Consider the following 26073-nt stretch of genomic DNA (forward strand, 5'->3'; position numbering starts at 1 on the left):
TGGTAGGCGACATCCTTCAGCTGCCCGTCCAGCCGTCCGTTGCGAATGCGCCAGAACTGCTGGCCGGTGAACTGGAAGTTGTAGCGCTGCATGTCGATGCTCCAGCTCTTGTCGCCGACAACGTAGATGCCGTTTTCCACTCCACCGACGAGGTCGTTCAGTGACACCTCCTCGGCCCCAGCCTGCAGGGAGACGTTCGGCATCCGCTGGAGCGGAGCGTGTGACGCCGAGTCGGCGAAGGCGCACCCGTTGGACCGGCCGAATCCCTCCTTCAGCGCCATCTGCCGGTTGAGCTGGTAGCCGACCAGGACGCCGTCACGGATCAGGTCCCAGGTCTGCCCGGCCACCCCCTCGTCGTCGTAGCCGACCGTCGCCAGCCCGTGTTCCACGGTCCGGTCCCCGGTCACGTGCATGAACGGCGCGCCGTACTGGAGGTTGTTCAGCTTGTCGAGGGTCGCAAAAGACGTCCCGGCGTAAGCCGCTTCGTAGCCCAGGGCCCGGTCGAGCTCGGTGGCGTGGCCGATCGACTCGTGGATGGTCAGCCACAGGTTGGACGGGTGGATCACCAGGTCGTAACGGCCCGGCTCCACCGACGGAGCCGACATCTTCTCCTCCAGGAGCGACGGGATCTCGTCCGCCCACCCGCTGTAGACCTCCTGCGAGAAGTGCTCCCAGCCCCGCCCCTGCGGGAGGGTGCAGCTGCGCATTGTCTCGAAGGCGCCGGTGCTGGGATCGATCTTCGTGGCGTCGAACTCGCCGTGCACCCTGACCCGCTGCTGCGTGGTCTCGGTGCCCTCCAGGTTGGCGAAATATTTGTTCTCAAGCACCAGCAGGGCGGAGAAGTCGACGTGGTCGACCTTTCCCGAACCCAGCACCTTCTCGTTGACGCCGAGGAAGAAGGCGACCTTCTCGTCGTCGGGGACCGAGAACGGGTCGACCTCAAAGCTGGAGATGTGGGTGTCCCGATAGGTGGGCTCGGGGGCGAGCTCCACCGGCTCCCGGTTGAGGGAGGCCAGCGCGGAGGCGACCTCCACCGCGGTGGCTGCGGTAGCGGCGGCGGCGTCCGGGGTAAGGGTTACGCTGGAGGCGAAGCCCCAGGCCCCATCGGCGACGACCCGCACCGAGTACCCCAGGGTTTCCGTGGTCGACATGCTCTCCAGGGAGGTGTCGCGGGCGTGGATGCCCTGGTTCCGGTCCCGCTCGAAGCGGAAGTCGGCGTAGGTTGCGCCCAGATCCCGGGCCCGGGAAAGGGCCGCCTCACCCAGCCGGCGAAAAGGAAGGTCACCGAATGAGGGATCCATTGCGCTCACCGGGCCAGTCTACCGACCTGCGCTCCCGCCTCGCTCAGGAGCGCCGGCTGGCCGAAGGCCAGATCTCTGCGATGACCGCACAGCTGGAGGAGATCATCGCATCGTCGCAGTTCGTGGCGACCGACGACGAGCACGACCCGGACGGCTCCACGGTGGCGTTCGAGCGATCGAAGGTGTCGGCGATGTTGACCCACTCCCGCGCCCGCCTGGCTGAGGTGGAGGCGGCGCTCGAGCGGTTGGACACCAACGCCTACGGGCTTTGCGAGGGGTGCGAAAGGCCTATTGCGGTGGAGAGACTTCTGGCCCGGCCGGTCGCCCGGCTCTGCGTCGCCTGCGCGACCGCCCAGGAGCGCCGCAGCTAGGCCGAGGGGTCCCCGTACAACCGGTCGAAGGCACGGCGCACTACCTCGTAGCACTCGCAGGACATGCCCTCGAGCATCGCCCGGTCCCGGATGGTGATCTCGCCCCGGGCGTAGGAGATGGCTCCCGCTTCCTGGAGGGCCGCTGCCGCCTCGGTGACCGACGCTCGCCGGGCCCCCAGCATCTGCGAAAGAAACTCCTGGGTGAGGTGGAACCGATCCTCCTCCACACGGTCCCGGGTCATCAAAAGCCAGCGCGCGCAGCGCTTCTCGATGTTGTGCAGGCGGTTGCAGGCTGCGTTCTGCCCGACGAGGCTGAACAGGGCATAGCTGAACTGGTTGACCAGGCCGGCGAGCTCGGGGGACCGGGCAAGCTCGGTCCGGAAGACACGGACCGGGACCCTGATGGAGTCGCCCTCGATCTGTGAGACGCCCCGGGCGTTGGAACCCTTTGCCGGGTCGTAGGTCATGGGGGCGCCGACCAGGCCCTCGCACCCCACCGTCGCCATCTCGATGAGATCGCCTTCGATGAGGATCGTGACCAAAGAGATAACTCCGGACAGCGGAAAGTACACGTACTCAATCGGCTGCCCGGGCTCGAACAGAACCTTCGCCAGGTCGAGGTGCTCCAAACGGGAGTCATCCATAAGACGGTCTCTGACCTCTGCGGACAGGTTCGAAAGGAGCAGGTTGTCCTTGAACGAGACTGCCGGAGTTGCTAGACGATCCATGATCGGCCCTTCATTGAAGAGGCTCTGGCCCAGGGCCGAGGGGACGGCAGCATGATCATCGGCTGCGTCGAGGTCGAATGACAGAAGTGTCGCTTCCTCTCCACATTGGGCCTGTAAGCGGTCAAAGTCAAGCCGCAAGAGGGCCCTTGACATTTGCCGCAATGTACGGTTGCGGACCGACAATCCCAAGAATTCTCTTTATTGTCCCCTTTCTACTCAAGTAAAGGGGCAACTTCTTGGACCTGCATTTAAAGAAGGATCAGTTGAGCGGCCGTTCCGGTGTGACTGTTTCGGGCGAGGTGGACATGGCAAACTCGCAACTCCTCCAGGATTACCTGAACGACCAGATCCAATCGGAACGGAAGGATCTCTTCTTGAACCTGGAAGAGCTTTCGTTCATCGACTCGAGCGGGCTGGCCGTCCTCCTGAACACTCGCAGGCTCCTGCAATCGTTCGATCGCTCCCTGGTGCTGGTATCGCCGAATCAGCTCGTAAGGCGGGTCCTGGAGGTAACCGGGCTGGACGCCGTATTTGAGATCGACATGGCCGGCGAGTCGGAGTTTTCCGCGGCCCAGGCCACGGCGTGAGTGCCCCGGGCAACGGGTTGAGGTCCACCGAGCTGTACGCAGTTCCCGAGCTTCGTGTCGAGACCGCCCCATCGCACGACCCGATGCTTGGCCGGTCCGCCGAAATCTTCTCCCGGGTCATCCTGGGCAAGACGAATCTCCAGCAGGTGCTCCAGCTGGTTGCGGACCGGGCCCTCGAACTTTCCCCGGACACGAATGCCGCAGTGGTGTCGTTGCCCCTCAAGAAGGGTTCCCTGAGCGCGTTCGCCGGCAACGGCCGGATCGAGTTGGAAAGTCTTGCGGCCGCGCCGGAACCCGGTCCCGGATCGGACGCAGCGGGGCAGGGAAGGGCCCAGGTCGTTCGCTCCCTGATCGTGGAGAAGCGGTGGCCCGAGTTCACCAACCGTGCGCTGTACTGCGGGGCCCAGAGCGTTCTGGCCTGCCCGCTCTCGGGCGACGGCCAGGTTATCGGAAGCGTTGTTTTCTACTCGTCCCAGGAGGAGGCCTTCGGCGCCCATCAGGCGGCCGTTGCTCAGGCTTTTGCCGACGGCGCGGCCGTGCTGCTGTCGAACGCCAGGGCGTACGAAGCGGCCACCGCACTCTCGGCCCAGCTGAACGAGGCTTTGCAGTCCCGGGCGGTCATCGACCAGGCCAAAGGCATCCTCATGGTCACGCAGGGCATATCGGCAGACGAGGCCTTCGAGAAGATCAAAAGCATCTCCCAGAGCGCCAACATCAAGGTGCGGGAGCTGGCCCAGCATATCGTCAGGGACACCCTGGCGAAGGGCCAGGCAACCTCCCGGCCCGTGTAGGAAACAGCCCTTCCGGGAAGGATCCCAGGGAAAAGTAAAACACTGGGGCCCCCGAAAGGAGCTGGTTGTGGAAGCCAAGATGTTCGAGACTCGCATCGATATCCCGAAGGACAACCGCTCGAAGCTGGTCGACCTGTTGAACTCCCGGCTGGCCGACGTGACCGACCTGTACACCCAGGCAAAGCAGGCCCACTGGAACGTGAAGGGGTCGGACTTCTACCAGCTGCACGAGATGTACGACCGCCTGGCCGAGGAGTTGCTGCCCTTCGCGGACCTGATCGCCGAGCGGGCCACGGCCCTGGGCGGGGAGGCGCTGGGCACCGTCCGGATGGCGGCTTCATCGAGCTCCCTCAAGGAGTTCCCACGGGACGCCTACGGCAGCATGGACAGCGCGGACGCCCTGGCGGACCGCTACGCGATGTTTGCCCTGAAACTCCGGGAGTCGGCCGACGAGGCCGAGCAGCTGGAGGACATGGACACCAACGACCTGCTGATCGAGGTCAGCCGCGAGGTGGACAAGCAGCTGTGGTTCCTGGAGGCGCACCTGCAGAAGTCGCGCTAGCCGAACTTGGAACATCAAGAGGCCGCCCCTCAGGGGCGGCCTCTTGAGTGTCCAGCTGTAAAGAGCGTTTCTATAAAGTCGTGCGGCGGCTTCTCTCGTGTCGGTCATTCTTGGTACAAGCCACCGCCTTGCTTTCTGAACTCCGCCGACTTCTCCTTCATCCCCTCTTCCAGGGCTAGGGCGGTGTCGAGGTTGTGCTGCTTCGCGTAGTCCCTCACGTCCTGGCTGATCCGCATGCTGCAGAAGTGCGGGCCGCACATCGAGCAGAAGTGCGCCTTCTTGGCCGGCTCGGAAGGGAGCGTCTCGTCGTGGTAGCTCCGCGCGGTGACCGGGTCCAGCGACAGGTTGAACTGGTCCTCCCACCGGAACTCGAAGCGGGCCTTCGACAGGGCGTCGTCCCACGCCTGGGCGCCCGGGTGGCCCTTGGCCAGGTCCGCGGCATGCGCCGCAATCTTGTAGGCGATCACCCCGTCCTTCACGTCCTTGCGGTCCGGCAGACCCAGATGCTCCTTGGGGGTGACGTAGCAGAGCATCGCCGTGCCGTACCAGCCGATCATCGCCGCGCCGATCGCCGAGGTGATGTGATCGTAGCCGGGCGCGATGTCGGTGGTCAGGGGGCCGAGGGTGTAGAAGGGGGCCTCGCCGCAGATCTTCATCTGCAGGTCGACGTTCTCTTTGATCTTGTGCATCGGCACGTGGCCGGGGCCCTCGATCATCACCTGGATGTCCCGTTCCCAGGCGACCTTCGTCAGCTCCCCGAGCGTCTCCAGCTCGGCGAACTGGGCGGCGTCGTTGGCGTCTGCGATCGAGCCCGGCCGCAGGCCGTCGCCCAGCGAAAAGGCGACGTCGTAGGCCGTCATGATGTCGCAGATGTCCGAGAAGTGGGTGTACAGGAAGTTCTCCTTGTGGTGGGCCAGGCACCATGCGGCCAGGATCGACCCGCCCCGGGAGACGATCCCGGTCATCCGCCGGGCGGTCAGCGGAACGTAACGCAGCAGCACGCCGGCGTGGATGGTGAAGTAGTCGACCCCCTGCTCGGCCTGCTCGATCAGGGTCTCGCGGAACACGTCCCAGCTGAGGTCTTCGATCTTGCCGTGGACCTTCTCCAGCGCCTGGTAGATCGGCACCGTGCCGATCGGCACGGGCGAGTTGCGGATGATCCACTCCCGCGTCTTGTGGATGTCGGACCCGGTCGACAGGTCCATGACGGTGTCGGCGCCCCAGAGGGTCGACCACGCCATCTTGTCGACCTCCTCGGCCACGGACGAGGTGACGGCAGAGTTGCCGATGTTGGCGTTGATCTTGACCAGGAAGCTGCGGCCGATCGCCATCGGTTCGGCTTCCGGGTGGTTGATGTTGGAGGGGATGATCGCGCGGCCCCGGGCCACCTCTTCCCGAACGAACTCCGGTGCGAGGCCCTCGCGGATGGCGACAAACTCCATCTCCGGCGTGATCGTGCCCCGGCGGGCGTAGTGCATCTGGGTGACGGTTGCTCCCGGCTTTGCGCGAAGGACGCCCTCGCGGCGCTGGAAAGCGGGGTCGGTCACGGCGCCGGCCACCGGCTCCACATCGCCCCGGCCGGTGATCCAGTCGCGCCTGAGGGGGGCGAGCCCCTTCTCGACGTCGACCCTGATGGCCGGGTCGGTGTACGGGCCGCTGGTGTCGTACACCCGGTGCGGCGGGTTGTCCTCGACGCCCGCCGACCCGGGGGTGGGGGAGAGGACGATCTGTCGGAATGGGACCCGGATGTCGGGGCGGCTGCCCGTCACGTAGACCTTGCTGCTGGACGGGAAGCTGTCCTCCGGGCGCGCGGCGTCAGGCTTTTTGGTCAGGGCCTCGACTGGGATCAACTCGGATGTGCTCATGTGGGCCTCCCTCCGCCGGCATTACCCGGATCAGGTTCAAGGGTCGCCTTTCGGCCTCTCAGCCCCGTGCGGGGCTCCCCTGTGGTTGCGCTTGAAGTTTCGTGCGTACCTAGACGCTACCACCCCTGCTTGCGGCCCGAGCCCCCCGGAGGCATTCCGCCGAATTCCGGCGCACTTGGCCGATAGTGGGTACAACACTTCCGCCACAAGCCGATTGAACCCAGACGGAGAGCGGTATGGACGGAACCCAGGACCTCGGAATTCAGCGCCCGCTGGAGCGGCGCCGCGGCTCCGGCGCGCGCATCGTCCTCCTCATATGGGTTCTCGCTGCATTGGCGCTCGCCCTGCCGGGGGACGGGGTCACGCCCCAGATCGAACCCCAGGCCCCAACTGAGGCGGCCCCGGACCCAAACGCTTCGCCGGCGCCGGCGCTGCTCCCCACCAGCGACCTCATCTACCGGGTTCCCGCCAAGTACCGGCAGTACTGCATCCCGATGGACAACAAAGGCTTCGCCTACGAGACCCTGGAGTGCTCCGAAGGCCTCACGCGCGCCTTCTATACGCGGTATGTGACCGTGGCGGCCATGGATGCCCACTTCGACGAGCAGATCGGGCATCTGAACCTCCCGCTTAGGCCGGGCGGCTGCAAAGCCGGCGTCCCCAGCCAGGACACCTGGCACTACACACACTCCGCCGACCGGCCCGAAGGACGCATGGCGTGCTTCTTCCTGGCCGAGAATGTTCCGGTGACCGCGTTGACCCAGCCCGAGCAGCGGCTGCTCGCGGTGGTCGTCTCCAACCCGAGCCTAGGCATGCCCGGGCATCACGAAGCCTGGTCCACCCGGGTCCCCAACCCTCCGAGTGAGCGCCAGCCGTCCGAACCGAGCGTAGGAGAAGGCTAGACCCCCCGCTCCTTCAGCCACACGGGCAGGGCGAGCGCCACCAGCAGCCAGATCCCGACGACCAGCAACAGACCCTGCACCGCCCATGCCGCAAACAAAGCGATTGCGACGATCTCGGTCCCCAGGCTCGCAACCGAGGTCACGGTGGCCCGGGACGGGCCCTCGATTCGGTCCTGGACCCGGGCACCGACCACCACCAGCACCATCTGGTGCAGGCAGTAGAACGCCGCAACGCCCAGCAGCCCGGCCGGCAGCGCGATCAGGGCCATCGCCCCCAGCAGGGCCAGCGCTCCGAACATGACCGACGACAGCGCTCCCGCGCCCAGCCTGTCACCCCGCCCGCTCCAGGCAGAACCGGCCGCACCGGCCAGCGGAAGGCCGATTACGGCCAGTGGAATCACCGCCGTCGGAACACCCCAGTCCCTGGCCATCAGAGGGAAGTACTCCTCCAGGCCGTCGAGGCCCCCGATCAGCGCTGCTGCGACCACGGCAGCACGAACCACCGGGGACGTGGTCGCTTCCCGGATGCCCGCACGCAGCACCTCGAAGTAGCTCGGACCGCCGCCGTCCTCTCCCTTGATCCGGGCGGGCTCGGGCAGCCGGGTTGCAAGGAGTGAAGCAGCCAGGCAGATCCCGATGCTGACCCAGCCGACCAGCTCGTAACCCCCGACCGAGAGAAGTAGCGCTGCCGCCCCGGCGGCCGGAATCTGGCACAACAGCGCCAGCGAGTTGACCCACCCGTTGATGCGGGCATAGTGCTGCTCTGCGCTGCGCTCCACCAGCCCCTCGTAGAGCAGCGCCTCGTAGGCGCCGGTGACCAGTGCGCCCCCAAATCCCCACAGGATGAAGCCGGCGGCGAAGGAGACAAACCCTGGGAGCACGATCCACAAACCGAAGCCCACCGCCTGAAACAGGCTCGATGCGATCAGGGCTGCCCGGCGGGAGAACCGGTCGGCGAGGGCTCCCGAAGGGACCTCGGCAACGATGGCCGTGGTCGACCAGAGCATGAACAGCACCGAGATCTTTGCGTCGGAAAGGCCGGTGTCGGCGAAGAGCAGCGCGTAGACCGCGTAGAGCGGCACGGTGTCGGCAAGCGTTGCCCATCCGACTACAAGCCGGCTAAGCCGGCGTGTTTCGGGGGCTAGGGAAGGTCAACCAAAGCGGAATTGCATAGCGGAAATCATATCTTCAGTTGACGGCAGAGGGCTCACATTCGATCCCGAACCATTAGACGGCCGATTGCAGGACTCGATTTTCCTCAAATTTTGCTTGGAGTAATTCGAGGCGGGGCATAAAATATCTCAGGCCAATCGATGCCCCCGGTTGGTTTTCAGGTCAGTAATCGGCAGGAAGGAAAGGGGTTTCCTTTGAAGATCTTCAAGCTTGCAGTCATTGCATGCTTTTTGGCTGTGCTGGCAGTGCCTCCAGCGAGCGCAGAGAACAACTGTGACGCCAACGGCCCAGGTGCGGACACCACCGCGTGTACCCAGGAGTTCGACCTGACCAGCGGCGACTCCGGCGACACCGGCGCCACGGGCGACGGTGGCGACGGCGGTGCTTCCGGCGACGCAGGAGATGGCGGCGACGGCGGCGACTCCGGCAGCGCCCGGGGTGGCAGCGGCGACGGCGGTAACGGCGGAGCAGGTACCGGCGGCTCCGGTGGAAGCGGAGGCGGTAACGGCGGTGCGGGCGGCGGCGGCGGCGCAGCGGGAGGCAGCGGCAAGTTTGCCGGCGCCACCACAGGCGGCGGCGACGGCGGCGGCGGCAGCGGCGGTGCGGGCGGCGACGGCGCCTGTGACGGCAGCAGCAACGGCGGCGACTCCGGTGGTTGCAACGGCGGCGACGGCGGCTCGGGTACCGGCGGCGACGGCGGCGAGGGCAACGGCGGCGATGCCGAGTCCGGCGACGGCGGCGAAGGCGGCGAAGGCGGCGACTCCGGCGACGGAGGACGTGGCGGACGCAGCGGCAACAGCGGCGACTCCGGTGACACCGGCGACGTTTGTGCCGATGCCGACAACAACAACAACTGCTAAACCGCTGACCAGAAACAAGAGGACGGGTCCCCGAAAGGGGGCCCGTCCTTTTTGATGCGAACCTTTCAGCGGGCGGGCGAGACCCTATCGGGGAGACCCAGGGCCGACACGAGCTCGCCGACCTTGCCCGGCACCGCCCAATACCAGATCCATGAGCCCCGGCGCTCCCGGTCCACCAGGCCCGCTTCGTAGAGGACCTTCAGGTGGTGGCTGACGGTCGGTTGGGAGCGGCCCACCGGTTCCACCAGGGCGCAAGCGCAGACCTGACCGGGCTGGGAGGCAATCAGCGAAAAAAGCCTCAGACGCGCCGGGTCGGCCAGAGCAGCGAAGCCCCGCGCCATGCCCGCCGCATCGGCCTCGGAGATCGGCTGCTCAATCGGATCGCAACACTCGCCTTCGGTGACCGACAACAGGTCTAGCTCTCGTTTCATGAATTCATATTGACAGCTATCGATAAGTCTGGCAACGTTCATATCGACAATCATCGATGTGAGGAGGACCACGTGGAGGACTCTGAGATCCGGGCAGCCGTACAAACCCGTTATGCCGAGCTGGCGGTCGTGGCGGTAGACGGAGGGGTCAGCTGTTGCGGGGAGGGGAGCGATTGCTGTTTTGGTCCCTCCGGCTACGGGGAGGCCGACCTGGCCGCACTCCCGCAACTGGCGGCGAACGCATCGCTCGGCTGCGGCAACCCGACTGCTATCGCCGAGCTCAGCGAGGGTGAGGTTGTGCTCGACCTCGGGTCGGGCGGCGGCATCGACGTACTCCTGTCCGCAAGACGGGTGGGCGAGTCCGGGAAGGCGTACGGCCTGGACATGACCGACCAGATGCTCGACCTCGCCCGCCGCAACGCAGCCGACGCCGGGGTGGGCAACGTCGAGTTCCTCAAGGGGCACATCGAGCACATCCCGCTTCCCGACGCGTCGGTGGACGTGGTGATCTCCAACTGCGTGATCAACCTTTCGTCGGACAAGGCGCAGGTCCTGGCCGAGGCCGCCCGGGTGCTTCGCCCCGGGGGCCGTTTTGCAGTGAGCGACGTTATTGCCGACGACGACATGGACGAGGCGACCCGCCTGGACATGCAGCAGTGGACCGGCTGCGTGGCCGGGGCGCTGACCCGGTCCGAGTTCCTGGGCCACCTGGCCGCCGCCGGTCTGGTGGAGGCGGAGATCACGGAGACGCACCGGGTTCACTCGAGCGCAGGGTCGGCCATCATCCGGGCGCGCAAGCCGGCCTAGTGCCCTGTTGGCGGACAGGGCACTAATACGCTCCCGGAACCCACCCGGCGGCCTGCTAGCCTCTAGTTCCGAAATCGGTTTGGAACGGGGGGCAGGCATGGGCACGCAAGAAGAGAAGGGCTTCGACTTCAACATCCCGGTCGTCGCCGACCGGCGCGAGTTCTTCGAGCAGGAAGCCGTGCTGTCGGACCCGCCGGGTGAGCTGGCCAACGACCTGGAACCGGAGGAGGTCGCCGAAAGCCTGAAGGCCATGAGGGAGTCGGCAGCCAAGCGCACCGCAGCCCCGGAGCCCGAATCGGAGTGAAGCCGAATTGACCGGCTGGGAGCAGGTCGCTGTGTTCTTCGGGGGCATGGCGGCGGGAGCAGTCAACACCATCGTCGGAGCCGGGTCCCTCATCACGTTTCCACTGCTGCTGGCCATCGGCTACCCGCCGGTGATCGCCAACGTCAGCAACACCGTCGGCCTGATACCCGGCTCGGTTTCCGGCGCCTTCGGCTACCGGCGGGAACTAGAGGGGCAGCGGCCCCGGCTCCTACGCCTGTGCGCTGCCGGGGGGCTGGGCGGCCTGTCCGGCGGGCTGATCCTTCTGGCCATGCCCGAGGCGGTTTTCGAGGGCGTGGTCCCGTTTCTGATCGCGCTTGCGTGCGTCCTCGTGCTGCTGCAGCCCGCGGTCGCCCGGCGGCTTGAGAACCGAACGTCGGCCCGGGAAGGACTGGCCAGGCCCGACGTGGGCGTCGGTCTGCTGGCGGGTGTCTACCTCGCCGGGATCTACGGCGGCTACTTCGGGGCCGCGCAGGGGGTGCTGCTGCTCGGCTTGCTCGGGATCGGGCTGAACGAACACCTCCAGCGGGTGAACGCCGCCAAGAACGTGATCGCCGCCACCGTCAACACCGTTCCTGCGGTGCTGTTCGTCCTGGTGGCCGACGTGTCCTGGCAGGTCGCCCTTCTGCTGGGTGCCGGGTCGGTGATCGGGGGCCAGGTCGGGGCCAAGGTTGGCCGGCGGATGCCCGCCGGGGTGCTCCGGGCGGCGGTCCTGGCGGTGGGAATTGTGGCGATCGTGAGGATTCTCGCGGGGTAGAAACGGGTCGTCGAAAATCGGTCGGACTGCAACTAAACCCCTGGTAACGTTGGTCCACGTCCTGCGATAGTTATCCGGCAGGGTCGAGCACATTTCAGGGGGGACTATGAGCCTTAGAAGGACCGGACCGGCCGCGCCGGTCAGCAACGTCGAAGACCTGTTGAGCCGGGCGGCGGTCGTTGCCGTCGACGTGACGAAGGTCTACGGAGAGGGCGAAGCCGCGGTTCGGGCGCTGGACGGCGTCAGCCTGGTGGTTCCGAAGGGGACGTTCACGGCGATCATGGGCCCCTCGGGGTCCGGCAAGTCCACGCTTTTGCAGTGCCTGGCGGCATTGGACGACCTCACGTCGGGCAAGGTTTTCATCGGCGGCGTCGAGATTTCGGGCCTGGACGAGAAGGAGCGCACGATTCTGCGCCGGGACAAGGTCGGCTTCATCTTTCAGGCGTTCAACCTGGTCCCCACCCTGAACGCCATGGAGAACATCTCCCTTCCCATGAACCTGGCCAAGCGCCCGCCGGACAAGAAGTGGATGGACTACCTGATCAAAACAGTCGGGCTCGGGGACCGCCTGCACCACCTTCCCGGCGAGCTTTCCGGCGGCCAGCAGCAGCGGGTGGCCGCAGCCCGGGCCCTGGCGAGCCGGCCCGAGATCGTATTTGCCGACGAGCCGACCGGCAACCTCGACTCACGGCGTGGGCAGGAGATCCTGCAGTTCCTGAGGCGCACGGTCGACGAGTTCGGGCAGACCATCGTCATGGTCACCCACGACCCGTTCGCCGCCAGTGTGGCCGACCGGGTGGTGTTCCTGGCCGACGGCCGGGTGGTCGAGGAAATGATGGATCCCAAGGCGGACCAGATCCTGGACCTCATCAAAACCCTGGAGAGCTGACCCGTGTGGAAGCTGACGATAAAAAACCTCAAGGCGCGCAAGCTGCGGCTGGCCATGACCGCCCTGGCGGTGGTTCTCGGCGTAGGTTTCGTCGCCGGGACCTTTGTTCTCACCGACACGATGAACTCTGCTTTCGACAACCTGTTCAGCGACGTGAACGAGGGGCTGGACGTGATTGTTCGCTCCGAGAGCGAGTTCGAAAGCCAGCTGGGCGGATCCCGACAGCCCATACCGGACACCCTGATCGAGACGGTCCGCGGGGTCGACGGGGTCGACGCGGCCGCCGGCAACGTCGGGGGGTACGCCCAATTCGTCACCGAGGACGGCGAGGCGGTGACTACCGGAGGTGCGCCGACGCTGGGAGCGAGCTGGTACGACGAACCGGAGGGGTCGGTCGTTATACGGGAGGGTGAGGCGCCCGTGGGCCCGGATCAGGTGGTGGCCGACGCAGCGACGGCGGACAAGCATGGCTTCGAGGTGGGCGACCGGATCACCGTCATCACCCAGATCGCTCCCCGGGAGTTCGAGGTCACCGGCATCGCAGGCTTCGGCGAGGCGGACAACCTGGGCGGGGCCACGTTGGCGATCTTCGACCTGCCGACCGCGCAGGAGGTGTTCAACAAGCCGGGAGAGGTTGACAGCATCGACATCTCGGCCGAGAACGGCGTATCGGTTGTGGAGCTTAGGGAAAGCCTGGAGGAGGTTCTGCCGGACGGAGTCGAGGCGGCCGACGCGCAGGAGGTGGCGGCGGAGATCTCCGGTGCCATCAAGGAGGGCCTCGGCTTCTTCAACACCGCTCTTCTTGTCTTCGCAGGAATCTCGCTGTTCGTGGGCGCCTTTTTGATCTTCAACACGTTCTCGATCACCGTCGCCCAGCGGACCCGGGAGTTCGCACTGCTGAGGGCACTCGGGGCCAGCGGAAGGCAGGTGACCGGCGCCGTCTTCCTGGAGGCACTGGTAATCGGCATCGTGGCGTCCGCCGCAGGAATTGCGGCCGGGTTCGGAATTGCCCTGGGTCTGCAGGCCCTGCTCAAGAGCTTCGGAATCGATCTTCCGTCGGAGGGACTAGTATTCCTGCCCCGTACCGGGATCGTCGGGGCGGTGCTCGGCATCTCGGTGACCATGATCTCGGCAATCGCTCCCGCCCGCCGTGCAGCGAAGATTTCGCCCATGGCGGCTATGCGCGAAAACGCCCCGAAGGCCGCCAGGTTCTCGCCGCGCCGTACCATCGCCGGCCTGGCGGTGACCTTGCTCGGTGTCGGGATCCTGTTTGCCGGACTTTTCGGCGACATCGGGGAGCCGGCTCAGCTCGTGGGCGCCGGGGCGTTCGTCACCTTCCTGGGGGTTGCCATCCTGACCCCGCTCTTTGCCGGGCCCCTGGCTAACCTGATCGGCTCGCCCATGCAGGTGCTTAGGATGCCCGGCAAGCTGGCCCGCCGTAACGCTGCCCGCAATCCAAAGCGAACCGCGGCCACCGCCGCAGCCCTGATGATCGGCCTGGCGCTGGTTGCCCTGGTGAGCATCATGGGGTCGTCGATCAAGGATTCGACCAACAAGGTGCTCGACGAGTCGCTGGAGGCGGACTTCACGGTCGCCACCGGGGGCTTTGCGCCCTCCTTCATCAGTCCCCAGGTTGCGTCCGACATCGCCAAGCTCCCGGAGGTGGACGTGACTGCCTCCATCCGCCTGGGCCAGTTTCGGCGGGAAGACGGCGGCTCCTCCTTCGTTGTGGGCGTGGATCCGGCGGGTCTCGAAGCAGTAACCGACATTGGTGTCACCGATGGCTCGCTGGCTTCGCTGGGCGAGGGAGAAATCTTCCTCTTTGCCGACGTCGCCGAGGAGTTGGAGCTGGAGGTGGGGGACACGTTCGTGATGGAGTTCGCAGCAACCGGCGAACAAGATCTGAAGATCGCGGGGTTGTTCGACAACAAATCCCTCGTACAGAGCGACTACGTGCTCGCCATCCCGACGTACGAGGCCCATTTCCCGGAGAAGGTCGACCTGCAGGTCTTCGTGAAGGTGGCCGACGGCGTGAAGCTCTCATCCGCCCGCAACGCAATTGAGGGCGTACTCGAGGACTACCCGGCGCTGAATCTGGAGAACCAGACCGAGACGAAGGAAAAGCAAGCGACCCAGGTGAACCAGCTGCTCGGCATGGTCACCGCCATGCTCGGCCTGGCGCTGGTCATCGCCCTGTTCGGCATCACGAACACGCTGGCCCTGTCCGTGTTCGAGCGGACGCGTGAGCTGGGCCTGCTGCGAGCGGTGGGCATGTCCCGGCGCCAGACGAGGAGGATGATTCGCTGGGAGGCGGTGATCATCTCAATCATCGGTGCGGTCCTCGGTCTGGCCATAGGCCTTTTCTTCGGCTGGGCTCTGGTCAAGAGCCTGGAGAGCGAGGGAATTTCGGTGCTCACCATCCCTTATGGGCAGCTTCTGAGCTACGTGGGCCTTGCAGCTGCGGCCGGTGTGGTGGCTGCGTTCTTCCCTGCCCGGCGGGCGTCCCGGTTGAACGTGCTGGAGGCTATCTCCACCGAGTAGCCGCATTCCGGTCTAGGACTGCTGGTACTCCGCGTAGTCCTTGTGATAGAGGCGGGGGGCGAGGTCGTTCTCCACCAGCAGTTTGTTCTCGACCAACTTGATGTTCAGCAGCTCCTCGGGCTCGGTCCAGAGACCTTTCTTTCGCGTGCTGGTCACGCCGTGACTTTTCTCGAGGAACCCTCCCGGCGCCGCCCCTCCCGAAACGCTCGCACCCCGGCGAAGGCGAAGGGCATGGCCCAGCTCGTGGCCCAGGGCGATAAACGTGGGACTAAGTCCCTCTCGTTTGGTGGTTGCAAGTACCCGGTTCTCCGAGTCCTTGTGCTCCTTTATGTAGGAGACAAGCGAGCCGGTTCCGGGGCCGAACCTGTATCGGGTACCGTCCGGAAGCTGCACGCCGGTCGCTTTCGAGCGCACCGCCTTTTCGTAGGCAGCCAGGGCCTCGGGACTGTCGGGAAGATCCGTGAGCTCCTCGTCCTCGTCACCGGTCTTCTGCGGCGAGCCCTTCGAAGGATCGATTCCGGAGGCCTCCCAACTTCCGGCAGCGAAGGTGACACCACCCCACTTATCCGGCGGCGAAGCGGTTTTGCTACTGGGTGCGATGGTTATGTGCATCGAAGGATCACTCCCGCCTCGATTCGCCTCCCTGATCAGCTTCCTGCCTTGTTTGTGCTGTAGCAGCCGAGCCAGACTGGACAATGCCTTGGATCGAAAGCCCGCGTGCTGGCGTTTGGTGGGGGGCAGGGTGACGTGGCTCACCTGTTCTTCCGTTATCTTTAGATTTCCGGTGCCGGTGACGATGCTCTGCCAGAGTTGCAGGACCTCGGCCTTCTCCACGCTGCTTAGGCCCCTCTCGTCTATCGGAAGCTCGTCGGACTCTTCGCTAAGCCTCTGGATCTGCTTTTCGTGCTCCTCCTGGATTTCGTCGAGCAGTAGGAGGAGTAGTTTCGACTCGGGAGAATCCTTGATCTCTTGCGCGGCTGAATCCCGGAAGTGCCGATGAATCTCGTGCTGCATCTCCGATAGCAGTTGGATTCGTTTTTGCCGCCGCTCTTTGCCCAGGTACTCGTATGGACCTATCGAGATTCCCCAGGTCGAGTGATACTCCTCGAGCAATCCGGCAAGCATCAGCGCGGCTCCACCCTCAATTTGGGCGGGATATCCACGGATGAAGGCTGCGCTGCTCATTAAGCGCTGGATGGGCGGGAGCAACCCGCCGGGTTCTTTCGAGTTCCGCGCTGTCGACCCGTTGGATTTTGAAGTCGCGACCAGAGCCGACACGGCGCGGTTGCCCGCTGATCGCTGAAGGTCGAGAAGGGTCGCACCGTCGTGGATCCATGGCGGTCCGGAGGAGCGCCGGACGGCGGGGTTGGACGCCGGCGTTGTTTGAGGGGAAGCGACCTTCCCACGGTCCATGTTCTCGGGACTAACAGTCTTGCGCGTTGCCGGGCCTCCGTCCGGCCAGGGGCCATGGGCCGGATTGGCTAGTTTTGTAGGGTTGCCAAGTTAACGCAACCCGATACCGGCAGGCAATCGCCGCCAGGCTTCAACCTGTTGACCCAACGGCCCGCGCTGCCATTTGACAGCTAGATGGCCGTGAACTTCGAGCCGGTGTGGCGCAGGCGTTTGCGCGCCTTCTCCAGGTCGTCCGGGGGAACGCACGGATACGAATCCATCGACCAGGGGTGCCAGCCGATCGCGCCGTAGTGCTCCCGGATGAACGACTTGAGCTCGCCCCGGTGTTTGCCGCAGGCGTAGAGGGTTGCCCCGTAGATGCCGTTCCCGCTCCAGATGAGCCACTTCTCCGGGTACGCGTCGACCCACTGACCGAACCGGGCGTTCAGGAGTTGGCGTTCGATGCTTCCCTGCGTCAGCTTGTCCGGGGCGGCGGAGCAAATCTCACACTTGAAGAGCAGCCGTATCGACATGGCGACACCTTAGTCCTAGAGACCCGGCAAATACCAGGTCACCATGGTACCCCCGGCGGCCGGTTGACCCCCCGAGAACCCTCTTGCTTCAGGCGACTCCAAGGGTTGCCGGAACCCGCGCCGGCTAAACATTGGCTGCCGGCCCCCGGTTGGAATCGAGAAGGGCAATCAGCTTGCGGGGCGCCACGTGCCGGTAGGCCTCGGTGACTATCTCGGCAATCTCGTCCCAGTCCGTGGAGATGTCCAGCCGGACGCCCAGCCAGCCTCTCACCCCGACGTACGGGGGGACGAAGAATCGTTCGGGCTCCGCCGAGACCATCTCCGCCTGTACCCCGTCCGGGGCGGCGCACCAGAAGGCCAGCCGGTCGTCGTGGTGGTGGTCGGCGTACATGACGAAGGTCTTCTTGCCCCGGACGAACCAGGTCGGCTCGCCGTGGCTCAACCGCTCGGTTGCCTCCGGCATCGCGAGGCAGATCGAACGGAGACGTTCCAGCTGATCTTCGGCTGCCATAGAAACAGCATCGTCGTAGAGTGATGCGATGTCCATCCCGGTCTCTCTCGGTGAGCTCCCAGAGCAGGTTGCCCGGTTCGGGTCGACCCCCTACCTGATCACCGTGGCGCCCGATTCAACCCCCCACGCCGCTTCGGTTGTGCTGGCCATGGAGGACGGGGTGCTGAAAGGCGGCTGCGGGCGTCAGACCGCCTCCAACATCAGGCAGAACGACGTTGTTGCCCTCCTCTGGCCGGCTCCGGCGCCGGGCCAGCACGCCCTGATCGTCGACGGGTGGGCGGATGTGCAGGGCCGCCCGGACGTTGGATTGGTGGTGGTGATCCAACCGTCCTCGGCGATCCTGCACATCACGTCCCGCCCGCTACAGACGAGCTAGTTTTAGGCGCATGCCCACGGTTGCCAGCCCCGGTCCAGGAACAGGGCGTGGGCGGCAAGCACCTGAGCCAGCGCATCGGGCCCGTGTCCGTAGTCGGCCCGCTCGTTGGCTCCCATTTGGAACAAGCCGAGGAACTGTCCCTTCTTGGCGTGCGTGCGCAGCGTCGACTCGCATCGTGCCACCGCAACCGCCTTGTCCCCTTCTGCGCCGAAGATGTGACGGATCAGCTCTTCGACCGGGAGTTTGGAGACGTCCACGGGGGCAGGCACCGGCGCCGCAGTCGGCAGCGGAATCACCTTCGCCAGGTCCTCGACTCCGTCTATCGGAGGCAGGCCGGCCAGGGAGACCGGAAGACCCGGAATCAGAGCGCCGTCAACCGGGGCGCCGCTTAGACCGAGGTTCATCGGCAGCGCGGCGACCGCTGATGCTGCGGCCTTGAGGGTGGCGGTCAACGGGTCGTCGGCCGGGGGAGTGGACGCGGAGTTTTGAACGGGGGGAGTTGGTGAGCCGGCGGCCGGGGAAGCCGGAACTGCCGGGGGGTTCCCCGCGCCGGTCGGGACGTTTACCGCAACCGTCGGGTTGACGGGAGCAGCCTGATCGGCGCTTCCCGCTGCTGAGGCGATGTGGCGAGGGGTGCGCCGGCCCGCCCTTTTTGCGTCGCGGCTGGTATTCGAGCCGCTGCTCTCGGCGGACCGAAGGGTCTCGGGGGCCGGGGAATCGCTACCGGAGAATGCAACCTGATAGACGATTCCAAACTCGAGAAGTCCTCCGAGAACTCCTACACAAATCCACTTACGCATGGCTATTCTCGCCAAACATGCGACCTCCTAGCTATCGGGGCTAACCAGAAGGCAGCCGAAACCAAGCTTTCGGCTTAAGTGTTGCGCGTTGAATCGCGACTGCGTTCTGGGATTAGGCGGCGACTCTAAGCTACAAGCGTGTGATTACGCAAATCGGCGATAGACGCCCAGCAGACGTTCGAGGGTATAAATCGGCCCGGGGAACCCCGAGGTGGACCGCTTAGAGACCGGCGTTTTCCGGGTGAGAGGCGTCGGTGAACTCCCTGAATTCACCGGTGATCAAGAACGCAGTTTGCTCTGCGATGTCCACTGCGTGGTCGGCGACCCGTTCGATCTGGCGGGCCACCACATGGATCTGCATACCCCACTCGAGCAGCCGCATGTCGTTGCACATCGGCAGGATCTCCTGGATGATTCCCCGGTTCAGCCGGTCCACCGGGTCGTCCATTGTGGGCAGTTGCAGGCACAATTCGAGGTCCCGATTGGCAAAGGCGTCCATTGAGGCCTCGATCATCCCGAGGGCGATCCCGCCCATCTCCCTGATGGTGGTCACCACCTGTTCGTTGCGCGGAAGGTGGGCGATCAAGGAACCGATCTTGGCGATGTTCACGGCCATGTCGGCCACCCGTTCCAGGTGCAGGCTGACGTGAAGCAGGGCGGTGATGAAGCGAAGGTCCGAGGCTACCGGAGCCTGGAGGGAGAGAACGTCCAGGATCCGGCGCTCGATCTCCATGTAGTGCTGGTCGACCTCGTCGTCGCTGGCAATAACGTGGTCGAAGATGTCGGCGTGGTTGTTGACGATTCCGTCCAGGGAGTTCTCGAACATCGTCTGGGCGGCCGCGCCCATCGAGCGAATCATGACCTTCAGGTCCCGAAGGTCGTGGTCCAGCCGCCTGCGGATGTGGGGGGTTGAGTCCGGTACGGTGGTGATTTTCAACCTCCCTGAAAATTTGTTGACGGCTGGGTCTGAACCATCACCGTTCAATCATGGCACTTAAGTCTCAATCGGCAAGCTTTTTCCTCAACGCACCTCCGATGCCAGGTAGGCGGGGTCGGCCGTGAGCAGATACTGGAGCCTCTCCCCGACGATCACGCTGTGATCGGCTATGCGGTCCAGGGCTTTGCCCATCAAGACCGCGCTCACTGCGATCTGCGTCGCGCCCGGGCCGTCCAGGCGAAGAATCTGCTCCAGCAGCCGGGTGTAGCGTCCCTCCATGTCCTGGTTGCGGGCCACCAGGGTGCTCGCCAGCTCCAGGTTCTGGCTCGACCAGGCGCCCACGGCGGTCCGGTAGAGCTCCTGGGCGATCTCGGCCATGGAGTCCAGTGAGACGAACAATTCCGACCCGGCCGGAATCTCCGGGGCGTGCTTGATCACCCGCAGCGCCAGGTCGCCCATGCGCTCCAGCTCCTCGAGCAGCCTCAGCACCGAGACGATGAACCGCAGGTCGGATGCGACCGGGGCCTGCCGGCGCAGCATGTCGTAGCAGCGTTCCGTGAGCGAGACGAGCATGGCGTCGATCTCGTCGTCCGCCCCGAGGGCCAGCGCGGCCACCGCAAGGTCGCCGGTGGCGAGCACGGTTCGCATCCGGCTGAGGGCCTCCCCGACCCGAACCGCCATGACCTCCACCTGCAGGCGCACCTGGTCCAGCTCGGCGTCGAAGTGGATCCGGATGCCGGGCGGGGCGCTCTCCTCCTGGCCCATCAGACAGCTCCTAACCGAACCGGCCGGTGACGTAGTTCTCGGTCCGCTCGTCGGAGGGGTTGGAGAACATCTTCTCGGTCTTGTCGTACTCGACCAGGATCCCGGTTCTGGTGTCGGATGTCTCGTTGACCTCCGCGGTGAAGAAGGCGCACATGTCGCTTACCCGGGCTGCCTGCTGCATGTTGTGGGTGACGATGATGATGCTGTAGTCGTGCTTGATCTCCTCCATGAGGTCCTCGATGCGCCCGGTTGCGATGGGGTCCAGGGCCGAGCAGGGCTCGTCCATGAGGATCACCTCGGGGTCGACCGCCAGAGCGCGTGCGATGCACAGCCGCTGTTGCTGTCCTCCCGAAAGCCCCATGGCGGAGTCCTTCAGGCGGTCTTTGACCTCGTCCCACAAAGCAGCCCTTCTTAGCGATTTTTCGACAATTTCGTCCATATCGCCCTTGATTCCGGCGATTTTCGGGCCAAAAGTGATGTTGTCGTAGATCGACTTGGGGAACGGATTCGGCTTCTGGAAGACCATTCCGACCCTCCGGCGGACCTCCACCGCGTTCACATCCTGGTGGTACAGGTCGACCCCGTGGAACAGGATGCTGCCCTCGACCCGTGCAATCTCCACCAGGTCGTTCATGCGGTTGAAACACCTCAGCAGCGTGGTCTTGCCGCACCCCGAGGGGCCGATAAACGCGGTGATCTGCCGTTCGCAGACGGTCATGTTGACGTTGCGGATGGCCCGGAAGGCGCCGTAGTAGACCGACAGGTCGTTGACTTCGAAGACGGGGACGTCCTCGGTGTCGGTGAGCGGGACGTCTTTAGGGGAGCGTGAGATGTCCAACCGGGGGGAGGGGCTGTTCGGGGGCTTCAGTTTGGAGTCCGGGGGCACGTCGCTCATCTCCTCTTCTCGTACTTGTTACGCAACAGGATGGCGACCGTATTAGCCAACAGTACCACCACCAAAAGCACCACAATCGCCGCGGAGGTCGACTCCCTAAAGCCCGCCTGGGGCCTTCCCGCCCACGTATAGATGATGATCGGCATGGCGGTGAAGCGCTCCTGCAAAGACGACAGGCTGTAGCCGGCGCCCTCCGACAGGTAGCCCGTGGTCGCACCGACCAGGATCAGGGGCGCCGCCTCCCCCAGCGCCCGGGCAAGAGAGAGCACGGTTCCGGTCAGGATGCCGGGGCCGGCATAGGGGAGGACGTGGCTGCGGACCACCTCCCACCGGGTGGCGCCGACGCCGAAGCCGGCCTCCCGGAGGGAGTCCGGGACCGCTCGTAGCGCCTCGGCCGACGTGATGATCACAATCGGCAGCACCAGGACGGCCAGCGTCAGCCCGGCCGAAACCACCGTGGCGCCGTTCGACTCGGGCCCGGTGATGAAGCGCAGCGCCTTCACGAAGATCGCGAACCCGAGCAGCCCGAAGACCACCGACGGGACTCCGGCGAGGTTGCGGATGTTCACGTCGATGAACCGGGTGAGCCGGGATTGGGGGGCGTACTCCTCGAGGTAGATGGCGGCCCCGACCCCGAGGGGGAAGGCGATCAGAACCACGAACATCCCGATGAAGAAGGTGCCCCGAAGGCCCTGGCTGATGCCGGCGCGGGCGGCGGTGATGCCGAGCTTGCCGGTCACGAAGTCACCCAGCCTGGTCGACAGGACACCCCACCCGCCGGACACCACGTCGAACAGAAGCAGAGCGAGAAGGGAGAGGGTGATGAACATGGTCGCCAGGAGCAGCAGCCGGAAGAAGAATCCGGCGGTGTCGAACCGCTTGCCCTTGAGGCGCGCTTTTACGTACTCGGGGGAGCTCGTGACGGCTCTCGAGGACATCAGTACTTCTGCCTGACCCGGCGGACGAACCTACCGGCGAAGGTGTTGAGCAGCAGGGTCATCAGGAAAAGCATCATGCCGACGAAGAACAGGCTCTGGAAGGTGAGGCCGGCGCCCTTGACCGCGTCGGTCCCCCCCGCCATCGACGCCATAGCGGCGGTCATCGTCTGGCCCCGGTCGAAGACGTTCATGCTGAAAAGCGAGCCGCCGCTGGCTCCGGCAGCGATGGCGACGACCATGGTCTCCCCGATGGCCCGGGAGATCCCGATGATGAACGCAGCCACCAGCCCGGACACCGAGGCGGGGATTACCACCCGGATCGACGTGGTCACCTTGCGGGCCCCCATGCCGTAGGACGCCTCTCGCAGAGCTTTCGGCACCGCCTTCATGGCGTCCTCGGCAATCGAAGCCACCAGCGGCGTGACCAGGAGCCCGACGCCGATGCCGGCGGCCATCAGGTTGAACAGGGCCGCCTCCTCGTTCATCCGCTGGACGATCTGAGGCGAGATCCAGGTCAGGGCGAAGAACCCGAGCACCACGCTTGGGATGCCGGCCAGGATCTCCAGGATCGGCTTGAGAACCCGCCGCACCTTCGGCTTGGCGTACTCGGCCAGGAAGACCGCAGCCCCCATCCCGAGCGGGGCGGCCACCAGCATGCCGATCAGCGTGACCAGCACGCTCCCGACAAAGAGCGTGCGGATGTCGTACAGGTCCCGGCGGGGGAACCAGCCCTCACTCCAGAGCGAGGAGAGGTCGACCTGGGTGACAAAGGTGAATGTCTCCCGGGCAAGCGTCAGGACGATCAGGGCGCTGATGACTATCGACAGGGCCGCGGTTCCGAGGAACGCCGCCCGGATGACCGATTCCTTGCGCATGCGGCCACGCTCCCCACGAAGCGACGCCAGGCTGAAGTTCTCCTCCGTGGGTCCGGATGCCATTAGATTCCGCTCTCCTCGAACGCCCTGGCGGTGGCCGCAGCCTCATCCGGGTTCAGGTTCACGTATCCGACCTCGCCGGCCGTGGCCAGTCCCCGTTCGCTTACGTAGTACTCGACGAACGCCCTCAGGGCGGGCTTGGAAGCGAGCTTGGCTTTGTTGACGTAGATGAACAGCGGCCGGGAGACCGGATAGGAGTTGTCGGCGATCGTCTCGTGGCTGGGGGCCACACATACGCCGTTCTCGCCGGCGACCTCGAACGCCTTCAACTGGTCCCGGTTCGCGTCGTAGAAGGCGTAACCCACCCACCCGAACGAGGTCTTCGAGCCCCCGATTCCCTGAATGATGACGTTGTCGTCGGCCGAGGCCTGGTAGTCGGGCCGGGTTTGGGGCTCCTGGCCCCGTGCCTCTGCGATGCCGGCGAGCACCAGCTCGACGAAGCTGTCGTAGGTGCCGGATTCTTCGCCCGGGCCGGTGATGGCCAGCCGGGCGCTCGCGAAGGGAGCCCCTTTGCTGCCGCCCACCTCGGCGGCCAGCTCGTTGGCCTCCTCCCAGTTGTCGACGTTTTTGGACTCGGGCCCGGTAAGGGCGTAGATGTCGGAGAAGGACAGGCACCTGCCGATCCTGTCGTTGTCGGGTGAGGTCAGGACGGCGAGGCCGTCGTTGGCGACCTTCAGCTCGAGGTACTCGACGCCGGCCTGCCGGCAGGACTCGACCTCCTCCTCGGAGATCGCCCGGGAGGCGTCTGAGATGTCGGTGTCGCCCTGGCAGAACAGCTCGAAGCCGTCACCGGTTCCGGGACCGTCGACCGAGATCTTGACGTTGGGGTTGTTGTCGTCGAACACCTCGGCGATGCCTATGGAGATGGGCTCGACGGTGGACGACCCCGAGATCACGATGGTGCCCTTGAGGCCCGTTTCATCACTGTCTCCGCCGCAGCCTGCGGCTGCCATCGCCAGGGCCAGCAACGCCGGTAGGAGCCGGCGGGCTGTACATATGGGGGTGGATCGGCTGCTAGCGTCACGCATCTACCGCCACACTAGGAACATGGGCCACTGTTATGGTGGTCTGAATCTGAACTCTTTCTGAACATCGGAGCGAATCGGTGTCCAAGGTGCTGGTGGTGGAGGACGATCCCACCATGTGCGAGATGCTCGCCTACAACCTTCGCCGTGAGGGGTTCGACGTCGACACCGCCGCGGACGGTGAAACCGGCCTGGCAAAGGCCAACTCGCCGGATGTCTCGATGATGATCGTGGACCTCATGCTTCCCGGCATCGACGGTATGCAGATCACCCGGGAGATCCGCCAGAGGCGCCACGACCTGATCATCCTCATGCTCACCGCCCGCTCCGAGGAGAAGGTCCGGCTGCAGGGTTTCGGCTCGGGCATCGACGACTTCCTCGCCAAGCCCTTCTCGATGGGCGAGCTGGTGGCCCGGGTCAAGGCGCTGCTGCGGCGCTCCCGGGTGGAGGCGCTGCGCTCCGGAGCACCGGCCGAACTGGTTTTCGGGGACCTGAGGTTGGTGACCCGGGACTTTCGGTGCTGGGTGGGGGAAACCGAGGTCGACCTGAGGCCCAAGGAGCTCACCCTCCTGGCAACCCTGGCGTCCGAGCCGGGCCGGCTGTTCTCCCGTGCCGAGCTGGCCGACAAGGTCTGGGGGTACGACAAGATGACCGACACCCGCACCATCGACACCCATATCAAAAACCTGCGCCGCAAGGTTGAGGTGCCTTCTGCCTACACCTACATCGTGACGGTGCGAGGCGTCGGCTACCGGTTCCGCGTCAAGCCCAAAGTGTCGTGAAGCGGGCGCCGGCCCTCCGTTCCAGGATCGCGGGAGTTCAGGTCGCGGTGACGCTCGCAGGTCTGGTTGCGCTCTACCTGGTGCTCGGCGACCGCCTGGGGTCTTCCAGAGGGCCGTTCGTGCTCGTCGGTGCCGGCGTCCTCCTGGCGACCCTGGCTGCCTCGTCGATGGCCGCCAACTGGATCAAACAGTCGCTGGAGCTGCTGGCACGGGATCTCGCTCTTATCGCTCGTGGGCACTCGGACCGGGTCACGGCCAGCGGCCCCCAGGAGACGGTGAAGCTCTCCGAGGCCATCAACGGCATGGCCGAGGAGCTGGCCGGCGTCATCGACGAGCTGCGGTCGGAGACCGCGCTGCGGGAGCAGATCCTGGCCTCAATGCGGGAGGGAGTGGTGCTGGCCGACGGCTACGGAGAGGTGATCTACGCCAACCAGGCCGCCCATGACATGTTCGGGCGCAGTCCGCGGGATCTGCTGCCCGCCCAGCTCGAGGAGCCCGGGGAGCACGAGCTCACGATCCACCACCCCCGCAGGCGCGAGCTGAGGTCGACGTCGGTGAGGCTGGCCGACGGCCGCACCCTGGTGGTGATCCAGGACGAGACGGAACGCAAGCGGGTGGAGTCGATCCGCCGGGACTTCGTGGCCAACGCCTCCCACGAGCTCAAGACTCCGGTCGCCGGGATCATGGTCACTGCGGAGACGGTCGAGCGGGCCATCGACGAGGACATAACCCACGCCAAACGGTTCGCCGCCAACCTGGTCCGGGAGGCCCGGCGCCTGAGCGCCCTGGTACAGGATCTGCTCGACCTCGCCCGGCTGGAGAGGGGGCAGGGGGAGCGGATCAGGCTGCGCCTGGTGGGGGTGGTCGAGGAGGAGGTCGACTCGCTTCGGGAGCGCATCGAGAGAAAGGGCCTGGCGTTGACCGTCGAGCTGGACCGGGAGGTCGAGGTCCTGGGGGTGCAGGAGGACCTGGCGTTGATGGTCCGCAACCTGCTGGAGAACGCGCTCGTCTACACCGCGGAGGGTTCGATCGAGGTAACGATGGCCGACGCCGGCGAGGCATTCGAGCTGAAGGTGGCCGACACCGGCTCCGGCATCCCCACAACGGACCTGGAGCGCATCTTCGAGCGCTTCTACCGGGTGGACAAGGCCCGCAGCCGCGACACCGGAGGCACCGGCCTGGGTCTGGCGATAGTGAGGCACGTGGCCGAGAGCCACGGGGGAGTGGTGGAGGTGGCAAGCGAGTTGGGCTCCGGCTCAACCTTCACGGTACGCCTGCCGCACCCGGCATAGCCGGG

At 65.5% G+C, this 26073-nt stretch carries 29 protein-coding genes and 1 riboswitch; of the genes, 14 read left to right on the forward strand and 15 right to left on the reverse strand.

What is annotated here, in order from left to right; genetic code table 11:
- The coding region (locus VFV09_04370) for a TldD/PmbA family protein (GenBank protein HEU4866946.1) at positions 1 to 1301 on the reverse strand (1301 nt) is incomplete at its 3' end.
- Between VFV09_04370 and VFV09_04375 the strand changes: the two genes are divergently transcribed.
- Positions 1289 to 1672: a TraR/DksA C4-type zinc finger protein gene (locus tag VFV09_04375; GenBank protein ID HEU4866947.1), complete on the forward strand. Its 384-nt coding sequence runs from the start codon at positions 1289 to 1291 to the stop codon at positions 1670 to 1672. The two genes, VFV09_04370 and VFV09_04375, sit on opposite strands and share 13 nt — an antisense overlap.
- Here the strand turns inward: VFV09_04375 and VFV09_04380 are convergent.
- The gene (locus VFV09_04380) at positions 1669 to 2400 is read right to left on the reverse strand and encodes a Crp/Fnr family transcriptional regulator (protein ID HEU4866948.1); all 732 of its coding nucleotides are present in this window, start codon (positions 2398 to 2400) and stop codon (positions 1669 to 1671) included. The two genes, VFV09_04375 and VFV09_04380, sit on opposite strands and share 4 nt — an antisense overlap.
- A gap of 236 nt (positions 2401 to 2636) precedes the next feature.
- Here VFV09_04380 and VFV09_04385 point away from each other — a divergent pair, with 236 nt between their 5' ends.
- From VFV09_04385 to dps, 3 genes are all read left to right on the forward strand, one after another.
- On the forward strand, positions 2637 to 2987 hold the full coding sequence (locus VFV09_04385) for an STAS domain-containing protein (GenBank protein ID HEU4866949.1): 351 nt from the start codon (positions 2637 to 2639) through the stop codon (positions 2985 to 2987).
- A complete protein-coding gene (locus tag VFV09_04390) occupies positions 2984 to 3778 on the forward strand; it encodes a GAF and ANTAR domain-containing protein (GenBank protein ID HEU4866950.1) in 795 nt (264 codons plus the stop codon). The genes VFV09_04385 and VFV09_04390 overlap by 4 nt, the downstream gene beginning before the upstream one ends.
- Positions 3779 to 3845: 67 nt before the next feature.
- Positions 3846 to 4340, forward strand: coding sequence for a DNA starvation/stationary phase protection protein Dps (gene dps, locus VFV09_04395; GenBank protein ID HEU4866951.1), 495 nt, complete (start codon positions 3846 to 3848; stop codon positions 4338 to 4340).
- A 104-nt stretch (positions 4341 to 4444) separates the two neighbouring features.
- On the opposite strand, the gene thiC is transcribed toward dps, so the two are convergent.
- Positions 4445 to 6205 (reverse strand): phosphomethylpyrimidine synthase ThiC, encoded by a 1761-nt coding sequence (gene thiC, locus VFV09_04400; protein ID HEU4866952.1) that lies wholly within the window; start codon positions 6203 to 6205, stop codon positions 4445 to 4447.
- A gap of 6 nt (positions 6206 to 6211) precedes the next feature.
- Positions 6212 to 6287, reverse strand: a riboswitch (TPP riboswitch).
- A gap of 154 nt (positions 6288 to 6441) precedes the next feature.
- Here thiC and VFV09_04405 point away from each other — a divergent pair.
- Positions 6442 to 7107 (forward strand): hypothetical protein, encoded by a 666-nt coding sequence (locus tag VFV09_04405; GenBank protein ID HEU4866953.1) that lies wholly within the window; start codon positions 6442 to 6444, stop codon positions 7105 to 7107.
- On the opposite strand, the gene VFV09_04410 is transcribed toward VFV09_04405, so the two are convergent.
- Positions 7104 to 8189: an MFS transporter gene (locus VFV09_04410; protein ID HEU4866954.1), complete on the reverse strand. Its 1086-nt coding sequence runs from the start codon at positions 8187 to 8189 to the stop codon at positions 7104 to 7106. The genes VFV09_04405 and VFV09_04410 overlap by 4 nt on opposite strands.
- Before the next feature lie 285 nt (positions 8190 to 8474).
- Between VFV09_04410 and VFV09_04415 the strand changes: the two genes are divergently transcribed.
- Positions 8475 to 9140, forward strand: a complete 666-nt coding sequence (locus VFV09_04415) for a hypothetical protein (protein HEU4866955.1) — start codon at positions 8475 to 8477, stop codon at positions 9138 to 9140.
- Positions 9141 to 9205: 65 nt separating this feature from the next.
- Here VFV09_04415 and VFV09_04420 read toward each other — a convergent pair whose 3' ends face one another.
- Complete coding sequence (locus VFV09_04420) at positions 9206 to 9571, reverse strand: metalloregulator ArsR/SmtB family transcription factor (GenBank protein HEU4866956.1); 366 nt, start codon at positions 9569 to 9571, stop codon at positions 9206 to 9208.
- Between the two features lie 72 nt (positions 9572 to 9643).
- On the opposite strand from VFV09_04420, the gene arsM reads away from it, so the two are divergent.
- From arsM to VFV09_04445, 5 genes are all read left to right on the forward strand, one after another.
- Positions 9644 to 10378: an arsenite methyltransferase gene (gene arsM, locus VFV09_04425; protein ID HEU4866957.1), complete on the forward strand. Its 735-nt coding sequence runs from the start codon at positions 9644 to 9646 to the stop codon at positions 10376 to 10378.
- A 97-nt stretch (positions 10379 to 10475) separates the two neighbouring features.
- Positions 10476 to 10682, forward strand: a complete 207-nt coding sequence (locus tag VFV09_04430) for a hypothetical protein (GenBank protein ID HEU4866958.1) — start codon at positions 10476 to 10478, stop codon at positions 10680 to 10682.
- A gap of 7 nt (positions 10683 to 10689) precedes the next feature.
- A complete protein-coding gene (locus tag VFV09_04435; GenBank protein HEU4866959.1) occupies positions 10690 to 11457 on the forward strand; it encodes a sulfite exporter TauE/SafE family protein in 768 nt (255 codons plus the stop codon).
- Positions 11458 to 11563: 106 nt separating this feature from the next.
- Positions 11564 to 12346, forward strand: coding sequence for an ABC transporter ATP-binding protein (locus tag VFV09_04440; GenBank protein HEU4866960.1), 783 nt, complete (start codon positions 11564 to 11566; stop codon positions 12344 to 12346).
- Positions 12347 to 12349: 3 nt separating this feature from the next.
- Entirely contained in the window at positions 12350 to 14887 is a 2538-nt protein-coding gene (locus VFV09_04445) for an FtsX-like permease family protein (protein HEU4866961.1), read from the forward strand.
- Between the two features lie 12 nt (positions 14888 to 14899).
- Here the strand turns inward: VFV09_04445 and VFV09_04450 are convergent, their stop codons facing one another.
- The 3 genes from VFV09_04450 to VFV09_04460 form a co-directional block, all read right to left on the reverse strand.
- Complete coding sequence (locus tag VFV09_04450) at positions 14900 to 16012, reverse strand: hypothetical protein (protein ID HEU4866962.1); 1113 nt, start codon at positions 16010 to 16012, stop codon at positions 14900 to 14902.
- 458 nt (positions 16013 to 16470) lie between these two features.
- Positions 16471 to 16812 (reverse strand): hypothetical protein, encoded by a 342-nt coding sequence (locus VFV09_04455; GenBank protein HEU4866963.1) that lies wholly within the window; start codon positions 16810 to 16812, stop codon positions 16471 to 16473.
- Positions 16813 to 16936: 124 nt separating this feature from the next.
- A complete protein-coding gene (locus tag VFV09_04460; protein ID HEU4866964.1) occupies positions 16937 to 17323 on the reverse strand; it encodes an MmcQ/YjbR family DNA-binding protein in 387 nt (128 codons plus the stop codon).
- Positions 17324 to 17351: 28 nt separating this feature from the next.
- Between VFV09_04460 and VFV09_04465 the strand changes: the two genes are divergently transcribed.
- A complete protein-coding gene (locus VFV09_04465) occupies positions 17352 to 17699 on the forward strand; it encodes a hypothetical protein (GenBank protein HEU4866965.1) in 348 nt (115 codons plus the stop codon).
- Positions 17700 to 17701: 2 nt separating this feature from the next.
- On the opposite strand, the gene VFV09_04470 is transcribed toward VFV09_04465, so the two are convergent.
- From VFV09_04470 to VFV09_04500, 7 genes are all read right to left on the reverse strand, one after another.
- The gene (locus VFV09_04470; GenBank protein HEU4866966.1) at positions 17702 to 18499 is read right to left on the reverse strand and encodes a hypothetical protein; all 798 of its coding nucleotides are present in this window, start codon (positions 18497 to 18499) and stop codon (positions 17702 to 17704) included.
- A gap of 220 nt (positions 18500 to 18719) precedes the next feature.
- Positions 18720 to 19436, reverse strand: a complete 717-nt coding sequence (gene phoU / locus VFV09_04475) for a phosphate signaling complex protein PhoU (GenBank protein HEU4866967.1) — start codon at positions 19434 to 19436, stop codon at positions 18720 to 18722.
- Between the two features lie 84 nt (positions 19437 to 19520).
- On the reverse strand, positions 19521 to 20201 hold the full coding sequence (locus VFV09_04480) for a PhoU domain-containing protein (protein HEU4866968.1): 681 nt from the start codon (positions 20199 to 20201) through the stop codon (positions 19521 to 19523).
- A 10-nt stretch (positions 20202 to 20211) separates the two neighbouring features.
- On the reverse strand, positions 20212 to 21096 hold the full coding sequence (pstB, locus tag VFV09_04485; protein HEU4866969.1) for a phosphate ABC transporter ATP-binding protein PstB: 885 nt from the start codon (positions 21094 to 21096) through the stop codon (positions 20212 to 20214).
- Entirely contained in the window at positions 21093 to 22034 is a 942-nt protein-coding gene (pstA, locus tag VFV09_04490; GenBank protein ID HEU4866970.1) for a phosphate ABC transporter permease PstA, read from the reverse strand. Before pstA ends, pstB begins: the two co-directional genes overlap by 4 nt.
- Complete coding sequence (gene pstC / locus VFV09_04495; protein ID HEU4866971.1) at positions 22034 to 22972, reverse strand: phosphate ABC transporter permease subunit PstC; 939 nt, start codon at positions 22970 to 22972, stop codon at positions 22034 to 22036. The genes pstA and pstC overlap by 1 nt, the downstream gene beginning before the upstream one ends.
- Positions 22972 to 23997, reverse strand: a complete 1026-nt coding sequence (locus tag VFV09_04500; GenBank protein HEU4866972.1) for a substrate-binding domain-containing protein — start codon at positions 23995 to 23997, stop codon at positions 22972 to 22974. Before VFV09_04500 ends, pstC begins: the two co-directional genes overlap by 1 nt.
- A gap of 77 nt (positions 23998 to 24074) precedes the next feature.
- Between VFV09_04500 and VFV09_04505 the strand changes: the two genes are divergently transcribed.
- A complete protein-coding gene (locus tag VFV09_04505; GenBank protein ID HEU4866973.1) occupies positions 24075 to 24776 on the forward strand; it encodes a response regulator transcription factor in 702 nt (233 codons plus the stop codon).
- Between the two features lie 47 nt (positions 24777 to 24823).
- Positions 24824 to 26068 (forward strand): ATP-binding protein, encoded by a 1245-nt coding sequence (locus VFV09_04510; protein ID HEU4866974.1) that lies wholly within the window; start codon positions 24824 to 24826, stop codon positions 26066 to 26068.
- Positions 26069 to 26073: the final 5 nt, after the last annotated feature.

This window comes from Actinomycetota bacterium, assembly GCA_035759705.1.
Classification (GTDB): Bacteria; Actinomycetota; CADDZG01; order JAHWKV01; family JAHWKV01; genus JAJCYE01.